17 protein-coding genes and 1 pseudogene are annotated in these 14,546 nt (G+C 45.0%); 11 read left to right on the top strand and 7 right to left on the bottom strand.

What is annotated here, in order from left to right; genetic code table 11:
* Positions 1 to 5 precede the first annotated feature (5 nt).
* The 5 genes from I1H34_RS17980 (at position 6) to I1H34_RS17960 (ending at position 3,808) form a co-directional block, all read left to right on the top strand.
* Positions 6 to 362, top strand: coding sequence for a rhodanese-like domain-containing protein (locus I1H34_RS17980; protein ID WP_212662367.1), 357 nt, complete (start codon positions 6 to 8; stop codon positions 360 to 362).
* 29 nt (positions 363 to 391) lie between these two features.
* The gene (hrcA, locus tag I1H34_RS17975) at positions 392 to 1,495 is read left to right on the top strand and encodes a heat-inducible transcriptional repressor HrcA (RefSeq protein ID WP_212662366.1); all 1,104 of its coding nucleotides are present in this window, start codon (positions 392 to 394) and stop codon (positions 1,493 to 1,495) included.
* A gap of 203 nt (positions 1,496 to 1,698) precedes the next feature.
* Positions 1,699 to 1,857: a hypothetical protein gene (locus tag I1H34_RS17970; protein ID WP_212662365.1), complete on the top strand. Its 159-nt coding sequence runs from the start codon at positions 1,699 to 1,701 to the stop codon at positions 1,855 to 1,857.
* Positions 1,858 to 2,000: 143 nt separating this feature from the next.
* Complete coding sequence (aroC, locus tag I1H34_RS17965) at positions 2,001 to 3,095, top strand: chorismate synthase (protein ID WP_212662364.1); 1,095 nt, start codon at positions 2,001 to 2,003, stop codon at positions 3,093 to 3,095.
* 23 nt (positions 3,096 to 3,118) lie between these two features.
* A complete protein-coding gene (locus tag I1H34_RS17960) occupies positions 3,119 to 3,808 on the top strand; it encodes a histidine phosphatase family protein (RefSeq protein WP_212662363.1) in 690 nt (229 codons plus the stop codon).
* Here the strand turns inward: I1H34_RS17960 and I1H34_RS17955 are convergent.
* From I1H34_RS17955 to I1H34_RS17945, 3 genes are all read right to left on the bottom strand, one after another.
* A complete protein-coding gene (locus I1H34_RS17955; protein WP_212662362.1) occupies positions 3,805 to 4,191 on the bottom strand; it encodes a hypothetical protein in 387 nt (128 codons plus the stop codon). The two genes, I1H34_RS17960 and I1H34_RS17955, sit on opposite strands and share 4 nt — an antisense overlap.
* Before the next feature lie 98 nt (positions 4,192 to 4,289).
* Positions 4,290 to 5,393, bottom strand: coding sequence for a chlorophyll a/b binding light-harvesting protein (locus I1H34_RS17950; RefSeq protein WP_212662361.1), 1,104 nt, complete (start codon positions 5,391 to 5,393; stop codon positions 4,290 to 4,292).
* Between the two features lie 76 nt (positions 5,394 to 5,469).
* Positions 5,470 to 6,165 (bottom strand): tetratricopeptide repeat protein, encoded by a 696-nt coding sequence (locus tag I1H34_RS17945; protein WP_249369365.1) that lies wholly within the window; start codon positions 6,163 to 6,165, stop codon positions 5,470 to 5,472.
* 461 nt (positions 6,166 to 6,626) lie between these two features.
* Here I1H34_RS17945 and I1H34_RS17940 point away from each other — a divergent pair, with 461 nt between their 5' ends.
* Together I1H34_RS17940 and I1H34_RS17935 are read left to right on the top strand one after the other, a co-directional pair.
* The gene (locus I1H34_RS17940; protein ID WP_212662359.1) at positions 6,627 to 7,241 is read left to right on the top strand and encodes a hypothetical protein; all 615 of its coding nucleotides are present in this window, start codon (positions 6,627 to 6,629) and stop codon (positions 7,239 to 7,241) included.
* A gap of 315 nt (positions 7,242 to 7,556) precedes the next feature.
* Positions 7,557 to 7,928 (top strand): hypothetical protein, encoded by a 372-nt coding sequence (locus I1H34_RS17935; protein WP_212662358.1) that lies wholly within the window; start codon positions 7,557 to 7,559, stop codon positions 7,926 to 7,928.
* Between the two features lie 24 nt (positions 7,929 to 7,952).
* Here I1H34_RS17935 and I1H34_RS17930 read toward each other — a convergent pair whose 3' ends face one another.
* On the bottom strand, positions 7,953 to 8,399 hold the full coding sequence (locus tag I1H34_RS17930; RefSeq protein WP_212662357.1) for a Fur family transcriptional regulator: 447 nt from the start codon (positions 8,397 to 8,399) through the stop codon (positions 7,953 to 7,955).
* Positions 8,400 to 8,816: 417 nt separating this feature from the next.
* On the opposite strand from I1H34_RS17930, the gene psbE reads away from it, so the two are divergent.
* Entirely contained in the window at positions 8,817 to 9,086 is a 270-nt protein-coding gene (gene psbE / locus I1H34_RS17925) for a cytochrome b559 subunit alpha (protein ID WP_212662356.1), read from the top strand.
* 16 nt (positions 9,087 to 9,102) lie between these two features.
* Positions 9,103 to 9,243: pseudogene (gene psbF / locus I1H34_RS32240) on the top strand (cytochrome b559 subunit beta); the annotation flags it as partial.
* Between the two features lie 524 nt (positions 9,244 to 9,767).
* On the opposite strand, the gene I1H34_RS17915 reads toward psbF, so the two are convergent.
* Together I1H34_RS17915 and I1H34_RS17910 are read right to left on the bottom strand one after the other, a co-directional pair.
* The gene (locus I1H34_RS17915; protein WP_212662354.1) at positions 9,768 to 10,973 is read right to left on the bottom strand and encodes a family 10 glycosylhydrolase; all 1,206 of its coding nucleotides are present in this window, start codon (positions 10,971 to 10,973) and stop codon (positions 9,768 to 9,770) included.
* Between the two features lie 25 nt (positions 10,974 to 10,998).
* Positions 10,999 to 11,436, bottom strand: coding sequence for a hypothetical protein (locus I1H34_RS17910; RefSeq protein WP_212666462.1), 438 nt, complete (start codon positions 11,434 to 11,436; stop codon positions 10,999 to 11,001).
* 199 nt (positions 11,437 to 11,635) lie between these two features.
* Here I1H34_RS17910 and I1H34_RS17905 point away from each other — a divergent pair, with 199 nt between their 5' ends.
* Complete coding sequence (locus tag I1H34_RS17905) at positions 11,636 to 12,256, top strand: TetR/AcrR family transcriptional regulator (RefSeq protein WP_212662353.1); 621 nt, start codon at positions 11,636 to 11,638, stop codon at positions 12,254 to 12,256.
* Between the two features lie 77 nt (positions 12,257 to 12,333).
* Here the strand turns inward: I1H34_RS17905 and psaK are convergent, their stop codons facing one another.
* On the bottom strand, positions 12,334 to 12,594 hold the full coding sequence (psaK, locus tag I1H34_RS17900) for a photosystem I reaction center subunit PsaK (protein WP_212662352.1): 261 nt from the start codon (positions 12,592 to 12,594) through the stop codon (positions 12,334 to 12,336).
* Between the two features lie 462 nt (positions 12,595 to 13,056).
* Between psaK and glgA the strand changes: the two genes are divergently transcribed.
* Positions 13,057 to 14,529, top strand: coding sequence for a glycogen synthase GlgA (gene glgA / locus I1H34_RS17895; protein WP_212662351.1), 1,473 nt, complete (start codon positions 13,057 to 13,059; stop codon positions 14,527 to 14,529).
* Positions 14,530 to 14,546: the final 17 nt, after the last annotated feature.

Here is a 14,546-nt window from a genome sequence, read left to right as displayed (position 1 = left end):
AAACGATGTATTCACAAGACTTTTCTAGTATTCCCGAAATTGATGTAGAGGCACTTGCTGCTCAACTACATAATGATGCAACAAGCATCCAACTCCTAGATGTTAGGGAACCAGGGGAAGTTGCGATCGCAAGTCTGAATTCATTCCAAAACATCCCCCTCAGCGAGTTTGCGGAGTGGTCGGCAACCATTGGCGAACAGCTCGATCAACATCAGGAAACCTGGGTGATGTGTCATCATGGCATGAGATCCGCCCAGGTTTGTGTGTGGTTAAGTCAAAATGGGTTTACTAACGTCAAGAATGTCAGTGGTGGTATTGACGCCTATTCGATGAAGATAGATGCCAATATCCCGCGCTACTAAAGTCTGAACGTAATTTTTGTCAGAGTCCTATGGACCTTAGCCTTACTAACCGCCAACAACGAGTTCTCCGGGCAACCGTTGATCACTACATTGCTACGGCTGAACCGGTCGGGTCCAAAGCGTTGGCGCGAGAATATTCTTTGAGTATTAGTCCAGCGACCATCCGCAATGTGATGGGGGTGTTGGAGGAAGAGGGCTTGTTATTTCAGCCCCATACTTCCGCTGGTCGGGTGCCCTCAGACTTTGGCTATCGGCATTATGTAGATGAACTGGTGATGCCCTCGACCACGTTGAGGTCACAGATTAAGCAAGCCCTTGATAAAAAGCTACGAACTGACAGCTGGATTTTTGAAGTCCTACTCCGAGATGCTGCTCAAATCCTAGCAACGCTGAGTGGTTGTGTGGCCTTGATTACTCTGCCCCAAGCGGCTACCTCCACCATTCGTCATCTGCATCTCGTGCAAGTTGAACCCCAGCGGGTCATGTTGATTCTGGTGACCGATGCCTATGAAACTCAGTCAGTGATGATGGAGCTACCTCATGGGGCATGGGATGAAGCGGATCCAGAACGCTTTGAACAAGAATTGCACATTCTATCCAACTTTTTGAACCACCATTTTGTGGGGAGTTCATTGCAAGACTTGGTGGTGCTAGACCAGTATGAGCTGGATCGGGAATTTCAAAAATACACTGATTTCTTGAAAATATTGTTGACCGATTTGACGCAACAGTGTGAATCCCTTAGTCCTAAAAACATCTTAGTGGGCGGTTTGGCTGAGGTTTTGCGACAGCCTGAATTCTCTGAATTACAGCAAGCCCAGACCTTAATTCACTTATTAGAGAATGGCCAAGATCTTCTTCGCCCCCTCTTTCATGAGTTGACGACTGATATGATAAAGCAAGGGGCTGATGTGGTGCCCCGGAGTAAGAAAGTCCAAGTTCGAATTGGCTCAGAAAATAGCCTTGAGTCTATTCAAGCCTATTCCCTAGTATCTTCAACCTATCAGAAGGGCGAAACGCCTATCGGAAGTGTGGGAGTACTTGGGCCCACACGAATGGCCTATGAGAAAGTCATCGCGCTGGTGACAGTGACAGCAGATTATCTATCGACTTGTCTAACCCAGATCGCTTAAAGATTATTTTATTTCATCGAATAAATATGACCTTCTGAGGAAAAGTCAGGTCGCATCGCTGACTATTCTTTGAAGATTTCTGACCTTTTCTGCCTGTTTATTCTTACAATGCTTTGGCTATATTAGTGTGCATTGGGATTAGTATTTGGATTCAAGAGACGGTTATTTCTAAAGTTAGTTGGATCAAAAGTTGAGAAAAGTCTATGCCTAGTACTACTGAAATGTTGACAAGTCCAAACGATCTTTCGCAAGAAATGATTAAACATTGGCTCACTGAATTGACCAGTTACACCCCCCAACAGGTTGATACAGCGATTGCCCAAATGGAACAACAACGTACACAGACTGCTCGACATAACTAACCTTTTATTCCAGCCATAACCAACGCTCTTGAGGAGAGGGAAATATTTCCCTCTCTTTTTTTTTGGCTATTTACCAAGACCGAATGAGATAGTGAAGACAGGCAGCTTGCCCGGTATGTACTTAGCACGGTCAGATCAAGAGAATGGGAAATACCTTTGGACATTTATTTCGGATTACAACCTTTGGTGAATCCCATGGTGGTGGTGTTGGGGTGGTCATTGATGGTTGCCCGCCCCAAATTGAAATTACAGAAGAAGACATTCAGTTTGAGCTAGACCGGCGGCGTCCGGGTCAAAGTCGAATCACCACACCACGCAAAGAAACGGATACCTGTGAAATCGTTTCAGGCATATTTCAGGGGAAAACGTTAGGGACACCGATTACGATTTTGGTGCGGAATAAGGATACTCGCCCCCAAGACTACAGTGAGATGGCCCAGGTCTATCGTCCGTCTCATGCGGATGCTACCTATGATGCCAAATATGGAATTCGGAACTGGCAAGGGGGTGGCCGCTCATCTGCTCGGGAAACCATTGGCCGGGTGGCAGCAGGTGCGATTGCTAAAAAGATTCTCCAGCAAGCTGCTGGGGTTGAAGTGATTGGCTATGTCAAGCGGATTAAAACCTTGGAAGCGGATGTTGATCCAGATCAAGTGACCTTAGCTCAGGTTGAATCGAATATGGTGCGCTGTCCTAATACTGAAGCCGCTGAGAAAATGATTGACCTGATTGATCAAACCCGACGGGATGCCAATTCCATCGGAGGTGTGGTGGAATGTGTGGCTCGCCAGGTGCCTAAGGGACTGGGGGTACCTGTCTTTGACAAGTTGGAAGCCGAATTAGCTAAAGCTGTGATGTCTTTGCCGGCTTGTAAGGGGTTTGAAATTGGCTCGGGGTTTGCGGGTACTCAGTTAACGGGACTCGAACATAATGATGAGTTTTATACGGATGAGGACGGACGGATCCGGACGGTCACCAATCGGTCTGGTGGGATTCAAGGTGGCATTTCTAATGGAGAGAACATCGTGTTGCGGGCCGCATTTAAGCCAACTGCGACGATTGGCAAACCTCAAAAGACCGTCAATCAGGCTGGTGAAGCTACAACTCTAGCAGCGAAAGGTCGTCATGATCCTTGCGTGTTGCCGAGGGCTGTCCCCATGGTGGAAGCAATGGTTGCTTTGGTGTTGTGTGATCATCTCCTCCGTCATCATGCCCAATGTGAATTGCTGACAGAGTAATCTCTGGGAACTCAATGTGACCTATGCGATTGCTGCTAATTCGCCATGCCGAGGCTCGGGGAAATGTCCAACAGAAGATGTTAGGGCGGTTGGATGAGCGTCTGTCGTCCCATGGAGTTCTGCAGGCTCAGCTTTTAGGGCAGTTCTTGTCCCGGCAAAGCTGGGCTCCAACGCATCTTTACAGTAGCCCACTGAAGCGAGCAGTGATTACTTTGGAGATGCTGGTGGCTTGCCACCTAAAGGGAGATGATTTTCCCTCGATTCAAACAGATGAGTCACTGCTGGAAATTGACAATGGCATTTTTCAGGGGCTGACTTGGCAAGAGGCCCAAGAGCAGCATCCTCAACTCTGTGAACAGTTGATGAATAGTCAGGATGTGATTCCAATACCGGGGAGTGAGACTTTGTCTGCCTGTTGCGATCGCACTCGCCGTTTCATCCACACCCTCTATCAAACCCACCATCCTTCAGATCAAATTTGGGCGATGACTCATGGGGGTATCTTGCAATATCTCATTGCAGCGATTCTCGACACGCCCATAGTTTGGGGCATGAGGATCGGCAATACAGCCCTGTTTGAATTTGAGGTCACTTTATCTTCATCTTCCCAATCTAGACAAAATCCCCAGCTATGCCGCATTCATCGATTTAATGAATGTCCTCACTTACCAGAAGAGCAAGATTTAGGCGATGAGATGGGGATTTGGGACTAATGAGTAGCAATATAGCCTGCAGTAATTGAGAGGAAAACGAGGGTACAGAATACCCATAGAAAAAACAGCACCCCCGAAGAAAAGCGGGGTTGTTCAGGAGATGACTGGGTTGGAGGTTCCCCTGCCTCGGATTTTACAGAGGGGGATTGGGGTTCTGCTGTGGTGGGTGGAGTGGATTCAGCCTTCTCTTCAGGAGCCGTTGCTACAGCTTGTTCCTCTGGTTTAGGGGGGGCAGAATTGGGCTCAGTGACAACTTGAGTATTGGCAGTGGCTGCCTGTTCTTCTGTCATGACATTACCTGTGAGTGGATGGGCAAAATTTTTTATGAGAAAAGCATGGCATTGAGCTGCTTGTAACTTTTTGAAGGTAAGGCAAGCAGCCATTGATTTTTGTAGGCATGATGGCTATTCCAGCTAGGGAACCATCATGCCCTTGACTTTAATGGAGAGGAGAATTGATCCATCAATCCCTGAAGTCGGCGTTATTCTTCAGTGGGTTGCGGAGTTTCCACCGGTTGTGAAGACTCAACTTTGAAGGCTGCGCTAAGTGCTTGGGGAAGATTCTCAAACTTGACGCCCATGGCCCTTAGGCTATGGAATAGATGGCCCTGCAAGCAGTAGAAGCCGACATAGTAAGTCACATTGGATAACCAAGCTCGGGAGCTGTATACACCATCTCCTAATTCAACAGAGTCCTTGAAGTAAGGGGCAATATTAAATTTCACTTCCAGGGCCGCACCGTAGAATTCAACGGGATAGACAAACGTATTAACCGCGCAGAAATAGGCGGAAATGAATCCCATGATGGCAACGGCTCCTAGGGATAAGCCGATCAATCCATCTGCACTATAGTTATCTCGCCGGGCTCCCAGCTGTTGTTCCCAACTGAAGGGGGTGACATTAATGTGCCAAATTCCACCGATAATATCGAATAAACCGATTAAGATATGCCCTGCGGCTAAATCACCTAAATTATCGATAAAAAATGGATTAAATCCAGGCGTAGACCAACCATATTTGTAGATGTGGGTGAAATTCTCAACAGTGGGGGTGATAGCTTGAACGTCCCCTATGGTGGGGTCATAAATACCGTGATTGATCATCCAGCCTGCAAACATGAGTGAAGCAAATCCGATAAACAGGAGGTGATTGCCCAAGATATAACCCAACTGCTTTGGATCATCCCAGTCAAACGCAAACTGTTTCGTATTGCCTCGGCCTCCTTTGGACAGGTCAGACGGACCCACGGCGAGGTGATAATAGCCACCAAATAGTAGAACGATACTCGCGACCCAATGCACTAAGGCAATGGCCAAATAGGGGTATGTATCGGTAACGACTCCTCCTGGACCTACACCAATCCCTTCTGCTGCCATATGAGGAATCAACACTAATCCCTGATCGTACATGGCAATACTGGGGTCAAACACCTGTAATTCAGATAGGGTGTTGAGCCCTACCCAAAACATAATAATGGCAGCTTGGAGAATATGGGCTGCTAACCATCTTCCTGAAGCAGAGGGTGCAATTAAGCGACTATTCCCTGCGTACCAGGGATAGTCTTGTTTTCCAACTGAGGATTCCATAGGGATCTTCCAAATATAAATAAAAGAAAAAAGGGATATCGAACAAAACGCGGGTTTTGAATATTGCTGCTTTATATCAGTTCAGAACAAGAGCGATTTGTTGCTCTTGTGGTGAGGGGATAAACCCTGGAACTTTCGGTGGTGACGAATCGTGACGGTTGAGTTTCTTGAGGACGACGTGACGATATTGCTGGGCCGCAACATCATGGGGGTCGATCGCTAAAGATTTTTGGAAAGAGGCTAACGCCTCTTCATACCGTTTCAGCTTGACCAAGGTTTCGCCTCGGTTATTCCAGGCGAGAACCTGCCCACTAAATCCCCATTGCTGATCACCTAATAGGGCCATGTCACAGGAATCTAAGGCTTCGGGATATCGACCTAAGACGCTGAGAATGCCGCATCGGTTGGCTAAACCCAAGGAATAATCGGGCTTTATCAACAAGGCATTATCAAAAGAAGTCAGTGCTTTCGCATATTGGCGAAAATCGAATAACTTTTGGCCATGGTTGATCCAAGTTGCGGCTACATGGGGATTGAGCTTTAAGGCTTGTTCACAAGCCGCTAGGGCATGTTGGCCCTGTAGATGTTCGCATTGCTTAAACCAATACAGAAATTCTGTTTTGTCAAAGGTTGATGATTGTGTTTGCCCACCTTGTTGGCGTTGAGATGAGACACCATTGCTACTAGAAAGGGCCATCGCTGTCGATGAACCATTCAAGAGAATGAGCCCTGATAGTAAAAGGATGATTAGACTGAGAGCAATGCGTTTCATATCTCCACCTTTCATCGGCACTGGATCCGACAGATTTTAACTGTGTTAAATCCTTGATCTAGGAGGTCAAGGGCAGGATTCAGTTTTGCAGCAATATTCTGATGCTGGGGCGGCGCGATCACAAACCGACAACGGCCTGGCCCTGAAAAAAAATAGGGAACTGAATACTTACAGCTCCCCTTGCCATGTCTCTGAGAGGAGAACATTTTTAAGAGCGATCAATGATTGTCAGAATAGATTTATTGATATTCAATGTCAATAATATAATTGTGTATTTGTAATAAAACTCAATAATACTAGGACTATTCTGGTAAGCAGATCGAAGCTGTACTCCATAGAACTAACTATTCATGAGGTTTATCACTCATTTTCTTGAAGGCAACGATTTTGATCTGTTAGCAACCTTGTGTAACTATTGAGATTAACTATCAATAAATTAATCGTGCAAAGGAATATCACTGATGATTCGCAATAGTCTCAAACGTTTGCTGATCAGCACTGTAGGTGTGTTTTTAGGTCTGTTGATGATGACCAATGCTGCTTGGGCTACCACTTACTCGTTTAAGAGTGCTGGCAATATTGGCAATGAGGGAGTGATCTCTGGCAAGGTTACCTATGAAAAAGATGTTGTGGTTGATGCCTTGAATACCGGCAAAGATCTAGAGGGATTGATGGGCAGCCTAACTATCAATGACTTGGGTAAGGATGCAAGATTCTCTTTTGAATATATTTCTCCACATACCGGAGTAAAACATACAGAAGAGACCATCTGTAACCGGAATATTTATGATCTAGATAATGGGCAAGATGGAAATTATTCGATTGGTGGTCAGGATGGTCCCTTCTTTAGTTTTGACAGTGGCGGTAACCTCTACTTAGTAGACTTCAAGTCCTGCGTCGGCGAAGAGGGCGGACTAGCCAGCTCAATTTCTAAGAGAGATCCCAAAATTGCTTACAGTGAACTGGATGTTCAGTTTAGTCAATACAAGTTGGCTGAATTTGACTATATCGGCAATAAGCCTCCCAGATTTATCCAGAAAAATATAAAAATTAAGTTCGATAGAGACATTGCTTAAGTCGTTTTCTTTTCTAAGCCCAGCACTTACCTCTTGGTCTCGAAAACGAAATTGCATGAGTTAAGACATGGTTTCGATAGTGCACTCGTTGCCAAAATTATTCAGTTAGCTTTATTTACCCATGGCGGATTAGATTGGCTTGTTAGTCTAACTGCCCTTTAGTTAGGTCTCCAAGACTTCAGCCATTGATACTCCTCTAAAGGGAAGGATTGCTTACCCCAGATTTAAATGTGCTTTTATCGACAAATTGAGTTTCAATCAGAATAGATATATTTACTACTGAATTTTCTCAGTTTGCTCTATAGGGTGTAATGCATGCACTTTCTTTTCGAAATTCCTGCTCCGCCATATTTTTTGGTTGGCATTGCGGCTCTCGGCGGATTTGCTTGTGGCAAAGCGTTTGAAGTTTCTATCAGACGCAAGACGCAAGAATGGTCTGAGGGGCTATCCGATAAACCACTCCGGAATATTTATGAACCCAGGCTATTTGTGCCTTATCTAGGTATCTGTCTTTGTAGCTGGATTTTTGTGGGCTCAGCCTTAACGACTTTTGCGGTGACCTGGGCTGTTGGGTTTGCCATGTCTTCCTTTGTGATTCTATCCAGTGGGCTGCTGGTGTGGTATCAGCTGGGAATACTCCTGAGAACTCTAGAGGAAGGTGGGTCTGAAGCCCTAGAAATTAAATAATCTGACCCAACCATGATGGGTGGATCACTGTCCCTTTGCATTTTTGCAAGTTGGGCAAATGGCGTGAATCGTCAATTGACAGTCTAGGAGATGAAAACCAGATTGCTTGGCTTTGGTTTTCCCCACTTTGAGGATTGAATCACTTTTGAACTCAATCGTTTGATTACATTTGACACAGATCAGATGATGATGATGATTCGGGTAGGGTTGGTTCAGCTCATAATGTTTATGCCCTTCAGCGAATTCTAGTTCTCGGAGAATCCCCATATGAGACATGAGTTTGGTATTTCTATAAATGGTTGAGAGGCTGATGGGGCTGCCTTGTTGTAATAACAGCTCGTAGAGATCTTCGGCGCTAAGATGTTGCCCTTTCTGTAACTCTTGAAAGGCGGTCAAGATGATTTCCCGTTGAGGAGTTAGTCGCCACCCTTTCTCATTTAATTCTGCTTTGAGCGAACTGGAAGTATACATGTACCGTCCTAACTAGATAATTTCCTCTGGACTTGGGTAGATCGATGGCTGTATATAAAGGCAGCTGTTAGTTATGGCTGTGATGTTTCCACAAAATCATTGCAAGTGAACGTCAACGCTATATCCAGTCATAACAGTAGAAAAAGGACAACGCATCTGAGCTTATGGGAGTTCAGTCTGTCTCCAAATTTACAACAATTCTCAATAAAAATAAAAATCATTGCCGATTAGAGGGCAGCAAATAGGCAGGTAGTGATGACTTGCTCATCTCTTTCTATGGCTTGATCTTGGGCAGTTATAGCTTTTACTTATCGAATATCTTAATGAGAACAGAAATTATCTCTTGCATTATTGATAATCACTTGCAATAATGATGCTGTGAATAAGAATTATTCTCAATTAAGTTAGGAGATGCTTATGGCCGGTGTAACAGGTGAGCGCCCATTTGGCGAGATAATTACCGATTTTTCGTTCTGGAAGCTCCATGTCATCAATATTCCAGCTATTTTTATATCGGGCTGGTTTTTTGTCAGCACTGGGCTAGCATATGACGTCTTTGGGACGCCCCATCCTAATGAATATTTTTCTCAGTCTGAGTCTCAGGTTCAGATCGTGACGGATCGATATGCCGGCAAACAGCAAATCGATGAATTCCGCAATCTTAGTCCAAGCCTTGACACCAACTAATTAGGAGACATTAGATATGACATCTAGAACTCGACTCCAGCGCCCTCCTGAAAGGACATATCCCATCTATACGGTGCGATGGTTAGCGGTACACACGTTGGGTGTTCCCTTGGTGTGGTTCCTCGGCGCAATTGCATCCATGCAGTTTATTGACCGAATGAATGTCTATGAGGCAGTTGCTCCAACGGTCATTGCTGGACTTGATCTGCGGCTCGCCTTGGTGCTGGCGCCAATCTTGTTTTCAGTTGTATGGAACGTAATACTGTTTGGTGGTCCGACGTTGCAAGAACTCCAAGAAGTCTTACAACGCGAATAAGATTGGCAAAACGACGCTAGCTTGACACTCTCTTGAGGCAGAAGGGGGTGTCTTTTTTTATCTCTAAGCCATGCTGAGATTTTAGGTGTAAACAAAATTTTAGGTGCAACAGCTTTTTTCGAAAGCGACCTCTCTAAACCGATTGCTAGAGGTTAGTCTGGGTATTGTCATTAGCCTGCTGAGAGGAGTAGCTGGCGGAGCATGGTAGCGATATTACACCTATTAATTGTGTTTGGTTCGATATTAAGGTTCTGAGTGTATTTGCGATCGCAGTCCCACTACGAGCGTTTGAATCACTCAATCCGATGTTGCAATGATAGTGCTGTTGGTGGAAATGGCTATCACCCCCCATTCAAGCCTGCCATTTACCCCTTGTCTATCTTGAGTACCAGGTCTTTAACTTTTACTGCCGTTTTTTCAGGTTTGCCGGATAGGGGAAACACTAGAATACCTTTAACCTTAGGGTCCTCGACCAGCCCTTGTAATCGGTGGAGTTGGTTGTCTGTAATGGCAATGCCAACCTGGGCGTGGGCGTATTCTAATTCCTTGGCAAAATTAGCTTCGTTATAGGCTTGGACAAAGACTCGATCCACATCCCAGTTCTTCCAATCTGCAGCAAAATAGCGTTTGGACCAGTAAGGATTATGGTGACAAAGATCGAAACTCACCTTCGGGTTGGCTTGTTTCATCTCTTTGATCATGCGTTGAGAAAATTTCGTCAGGCTGGCGGTTCGGTCTACCTGGCCTGGCAGTTCTGCATGGTATCCCAAATAGTCATCCCACTGCACCGCATCAATGGTGGGATATTTCTGCACAAACTCAACCGTGATCTCTGTGAATAAGTCTGCTACTTTTGGGTTGTCCACGTCCAAGACATAATGCTCGATACCGCTATAGGTTTTATCTACACCGGGGACCAGCCACTTTTCAGCCACAGCTCGTTCATAAACAGGGCTATTTTTATCAATTTTGATGCCTTTCTCAAAGTAGGCATGCACTTGCATATCTTGCTTATGGGCTTCGTCGATTAACCAGTCTAGCCATTGATCTTGAAACAGATTAGGGCAGCTAGGAAACCCCAACTGTTGGGCCATCACTTCACTTTTATACATGGTACAGGCATTGCCCCATACTCCATGCAAAATCGTGTTGAACCCTTGGGCGCGATAATACCGCACCCGCTCTCGAATAGTTTCCTCAGAAGCGTTATTGGTGACTTGATACCGACTCAGATAAATCCCCCTCATCTTCTTTTGAGTCCAAGCCTTAGGAAATTCAATTTCTTTCGGTACTTCAACTTCAACCACTTCTGGCGTAGGCAGGGGTTCGACAGGTTTAATGGGGACAGTGCTAGAGGTAGGAGATGGGGAAGGCGAAGATGGATTGAGGGTGATTGGCTGATTTAGAACGGGAATGGTAACCGTTGTATCTTTAGGGAAATATCGACCTACCTGTCGATTCTCTGCTTGGCTAAACCACCAACCCCCAACGCCTAAAATCAACAAGATTAAGGAGATAGGAATACTGCCACATCCACAGCCTGATGGCTCTTTTTTCTTCTTTTTTGCCATTGAAGTATGAGTTGAAACCTACTAGTTATTTTTGAAGATAGTTGTAAAAGCCTTTCTTAAAAACGAGGACTTCTTTGGGACGCTTATGTTTAAAAAGCTTGAAACTGGGTGTAATCAGAGCAAAGCCAAATTGAAAGGATACACATTCAATTCCAGTCATAATGGTTGACTCATCCATAGACTTAATCCATTGACTGAGTTTCTCAATGGATAGTCGTTTCAGTAAACTGCGATTTTGGAAAATTGGGTTTGCGGGTAGAAACAGAAGAATGCGATCGCAACGGTGATTGGGGGCACGATAACCGATGTTCAGCCCAAGCACACCAAAATGATCACTAATTTCAAAGGAATCAGGGTTCACAAATGTTGACGGTGAACACTTCAAGGCTCGTCGAACTTGCTTAGGAGTCATTCCTAGCTTGACTGGCCCAACACTCTCATAGGGTTTGATTAGGAAATTCATCAACCGTGAACCCAAAATCTAGCTTTTAGACGTTCTTTCTCAGTATTCCCCAGAGTTCTAAACGCAAATCCTTTCCATGCTCTCGAATCCAAAACATTTATATTCAGAAATTGCCTTCATAAAGAAACACCTATGCTTCCGGTCGTTCTACAAAATTCATTGGACAATATAGGCTAATCAGCTGCTTCAGGTCTGAATCATGCAACTTTCCACCCGCTCTACTGCCACACCCCCTGATATCAACCACCGTATTTTAGAAGCAGCCCAACGATTATTTGCCCGTCAAGGATTTGAAAAAACAACAACCCGTCAATTGGCAGAAGCTGCTGGGATTGCTGAGGGTACACTGTTTCGGCATTTTGAAAATAAAAAAGCCATCCTGGTCGCAGTGGTCACCCAAGGCTGGAGTGAAATGCTCACAGACTTGCTCACCCATTTAAGTGAAATGGGCAGCTATCGATCCATCGCCCAACTGATGCGCGAGCGGATGTTAACACTTCCAAAGCAGGCCGACCTCATGCGAGTTTGCTTTATGGAAGCTCAGTTTCATCCTGAACTCAGGGATCGAATCCAAGCTGAAATCATTTCTAAAATGACCAACGTGGTAGAAGCCTTTATTCAAACTGGAATTGAGCGAGGAACCTATCGTGATCTCAATCCCCAGGTTGTGGCCCGTGTGTTTTTAGGCATGTTCATGATTTCCGGATTTAGCCAAGATACCCTCATGGATGAAGATCCTTCCCCTGGGTTTCAGAGAGAAATGGCCGAGACCCTGGCAGATATATTCTTGAATGGAATTCTTGCCCAACCCTCAACATAAAAGCAGCCAGAGATCTGAGACTCTGACTGCTTTATCGAATTTAGTTGAGGTAACCCCTAGACTTTTTATCTAGAGCGCTAAAGAACACCCAAGTAGGTGAGTCCCAAAATCGCTCCAGCACCTAAGACATGACCAAAAACTTGGGTCCCCAGCACAGCATTGAAGCTAAAACCACCAAACAAGCTGGATGCTGGCATGCTAGGGCCAACATTGGGATACTGAATGCTGTACTTTGCGATCGCAATTGCCATAATATTGGCTGCAATCATTACAACACCTACTGTTGGGGTCCAATTAACCGCGCGGACGGCAACCGTAAGAAAAGTTGGTGTGAACAATTTGTATGCTCCTTAACCCTAAAAATAATATTTCAGTCTGAACTGAATGTTGATGAGTGCAATAAGAGTGCCTTGTAGAAAGATACTGTATCAAAGGTGCATCGTGAATCTTTGTATGAAGATTTACTAAAGCTCTTGTCAATAATCTTTATGGGCTACGTCAATAAAGTTCATGTTGAGAGGGCAAGGGGACATCTATTGTGGTACTTGCAACAATGACTCAAGAAAATTTTATTTTCTCAATCCAACCCCAACCACCCAGCTATTCAAAGCTATAAAGCATTATTCGTGCTGAGACAGAGCAGGAACATAGATACCCGATCCAGCTCTTTTTCATCCCACTAGTGTGGAAGTGATTTTTGCAATTCCCACTGACTTAAGAGCAATATAAATATATACTTTTGTAAATTAAGCTTTTATTTATATTCTCTCTATAAAGATTTATTCAATCAAGGAGTAACTGTGTACATTGTCCAGATTGCCTCTGAATGTGCCCCAGTAATCAAAGCCGGTGGGCTCGGAGATGTTGTTTATGGTCTTAGCCGAGAACTCGAAGTTCGAGGCCATTGCGTTGAACTCATCTTGCCAATGTACGACTGCATGCGCTACGACCACGTTTGGGGCCTGCATGAAGCCTATCGAGACTTATCCGTTCCTTGGTATGGCGGAGCGATTCATTGCAATGTCTATTGTGGTTGGGTCCATGGCCAAATGTGCTTCTTCATTCAACCCAACTCAGGTGATGATTTCTTCAATCGGGGGCATTTTTACGGAGCGACCGATGACAATATGCGCTTTGCCTTTTTCAGTAAGGCAGCCTTGGAATTCTTACTCAGATCGAATAAGCGACCCGACATCATCCACTGCCATGACTGGCAAACGGGTCTTATCCCAGTGTTGCTCTACGAGGTGTATCAGTATCATGGAATGGAGCGCCAGCGTGTAGTTTATACCATTCATAACTTTAAGCATCAGGGAATTTCGGGAGCGAACGTACTATCGGCAACTGGACTCAACAGAGAATCCCACTATTTCAACTCTGACCGACTCTTAGATAATTTCAATCCCTTTGCTATAAACCTCATGAAAGGTGGGATTGTATATTCCAATTACGTGAATACTGTATCCCCCCATCATGCCTGGGAAGCTCGCCATGAAACGGTGGGATATGGGCTAGGAAATACCCTAGAAATCCACCACAGCAAGTTTAGCGGTATTCTGAACGGCATTGATTACAATGTCTGGAACCCCGAGAAAGATGACTATATCCCCCATTCTTATTCCGTCAATGATTTAAGCGGCAAAGCCCTCAATAAAAAAGCCCTGCGAGAGCGTTTACTACTGCGGGATATAGACCGTCCCCTCATTGCCTTTATTGGTCGCTTGGATGAACAGAAAGGGATGCATTTAGTTCACCATGCCATCTACCATGCTCTGAATCAAAATGCCCAATTCGTTCTCTTAGGATCTGCCACTGAACCTGGGATTAATACTTGGTTTTGGCATGAGAAGAATTTCCTCAACTCAAACCCAGATTGTCATCTCGAACTCAGTTTCAACGAAGAACTGGCCCACCTCATTTATGCTGGGGCAGATATGATTGTGGTCCCCAGTAACTATGAACCCTGTGGATTAACCCAGGTAATCGGCCTACAGTACGGCACTGTTCCCATTGTGCGTGGGGTAGGTGGTCTAGTGAACACCGTCTTTGATCGCGATTTTGATCCAGAAAAGACTCCCGAAGAGCGCAATGGCTATGTTTTCTATCAGACCGATAACCATGCCTTGGAATCAGCGATGAATCGAGCCATTGGTCTATGGACGGATTATCCGAAAGAATTTCAAAAGCTAGTGATGCAAGGCATGGCCCATGATTATTCCTGGAACTGTCCTGGAGAGCAGTATCAAGATATCTATGAAATGGTTCGTTGTTAAACCATTAGGCCAGTAGC

Origin of the sequence: Acaryochloris marina S15, assembly GCF_018336915.1 — a bacterium.
GTDB classification, from domain to species: domain Bacteria; phylum Cyanobacteriota; class Cyanobacteriia; order Thermosynechococcales; family Thermosynechococcaceae; genus Acaryochloris; species Acaryochloris marina_A.
The sequence above is the reverse complement of the archived record's forward strand: the minus strand, read 5'-3'. Positions and strand labels throughout refer to the sequence as shown.

Coding starts and splice junctions, on each gene's coding strand:
- I1H34_RS17980 (WP_212662367.1), top strand. CDS start 6: ATGTATTCACAAGACTTTTCTAGTATTCCCGAAATTGATGTAGAGGCA.
- hrcA (WP_212662366.1), top strand. CDS start 392: ATGGACCTTAGCCTTACTAACCGCCAACAACGAGTTCTCCGGGCAACC.
- I1H34_RS17970 (WP_212662365.1), top strand. CDS start 1,699: ATGCCTAGTACTACTGAAATGTTGACAAGTCCAAACGATCTTTCGCAA.
- aroC (WP_212662364.1), top strand. CDS start 2,001: ATGGGAAATACCTTTGGACATTTATTTCGGATTACAACCTTTGGTGAA.
- I1H34_RS17960 (WP_212662363.1), top strand. CDS start 3,119: ATGCGATTGCTGCTAATTCGCCATGCCGAGGCTCGGGGAAATGTCCAA.
- I1H34_RS17955 (WP_212662362.1), bottom strand. CDS start 4,191: ATGGCTGCTTGCCTTACCTTCAAAAAGTTACAAGCAGCTCAATGCCAT.
- I1H34_RS17950 (WP_212662361.1), bottom strand. CDS start 5,393: ATGGAATCCTCAGTTGGAAAACAAGACTATCCCTGGTACGCAGGGAAT.
- I1H34_RS17945 (WP_249369365.1), bottom strand. CDS start 6,165: ATGAAACGCATTGCTCTCAGTCTAATCATCCTTTTACTATCAGGGCTC.
- I1H34_RS17940 (WP_212662359.1), top strand. CDS start 6,627: ATGATTCGCAATAGTCTCAAACGTTTGCTGATCAGCACTGTAGGTGTG.
- I1H34_RS17935 (WP_212662358.1), top strand. CDS start 7,557: ATGCACTTTCTTTTCGAAATTCCTGCTCCGCCATATTTTTTGGTTGGC.
- I1H34_RS17930 (WP_212662357.1), bottom strand. CDS start 8,399: ATGTATACTTCCAGTTCGCTCAAAGCAGAATTAAATGAGAAAGGGTGG.
- psbE (WP_212662356.1), top strand. CDS start 8,817: ATGGCCGGTGTAACAGGTGAGCGCCCATTTGGCGAGATAATTACCGAT.
- I1H34_RS17915 (WP_212662354.1), bottom strand. CDS start 10,973: ATGGCAAAAAAGAAGAAAAAAGAGCCATCAGGCTGTGGATGTGGCAGT.
- I1H34_RS17910 (WP_212666462.1), bottom strand. CDS start 11,436: ATGAATTTCCTAATCAAACCCTATGAGAGTGTTGGGCCAGTCAAGCTA.
- I1H34_RS17905 (WP_212662353.1), top strand. CDS start 11,636: ATGCAACTTTCCACCCGCTCTACTGCCACACCCCCTGATATCAACCAC.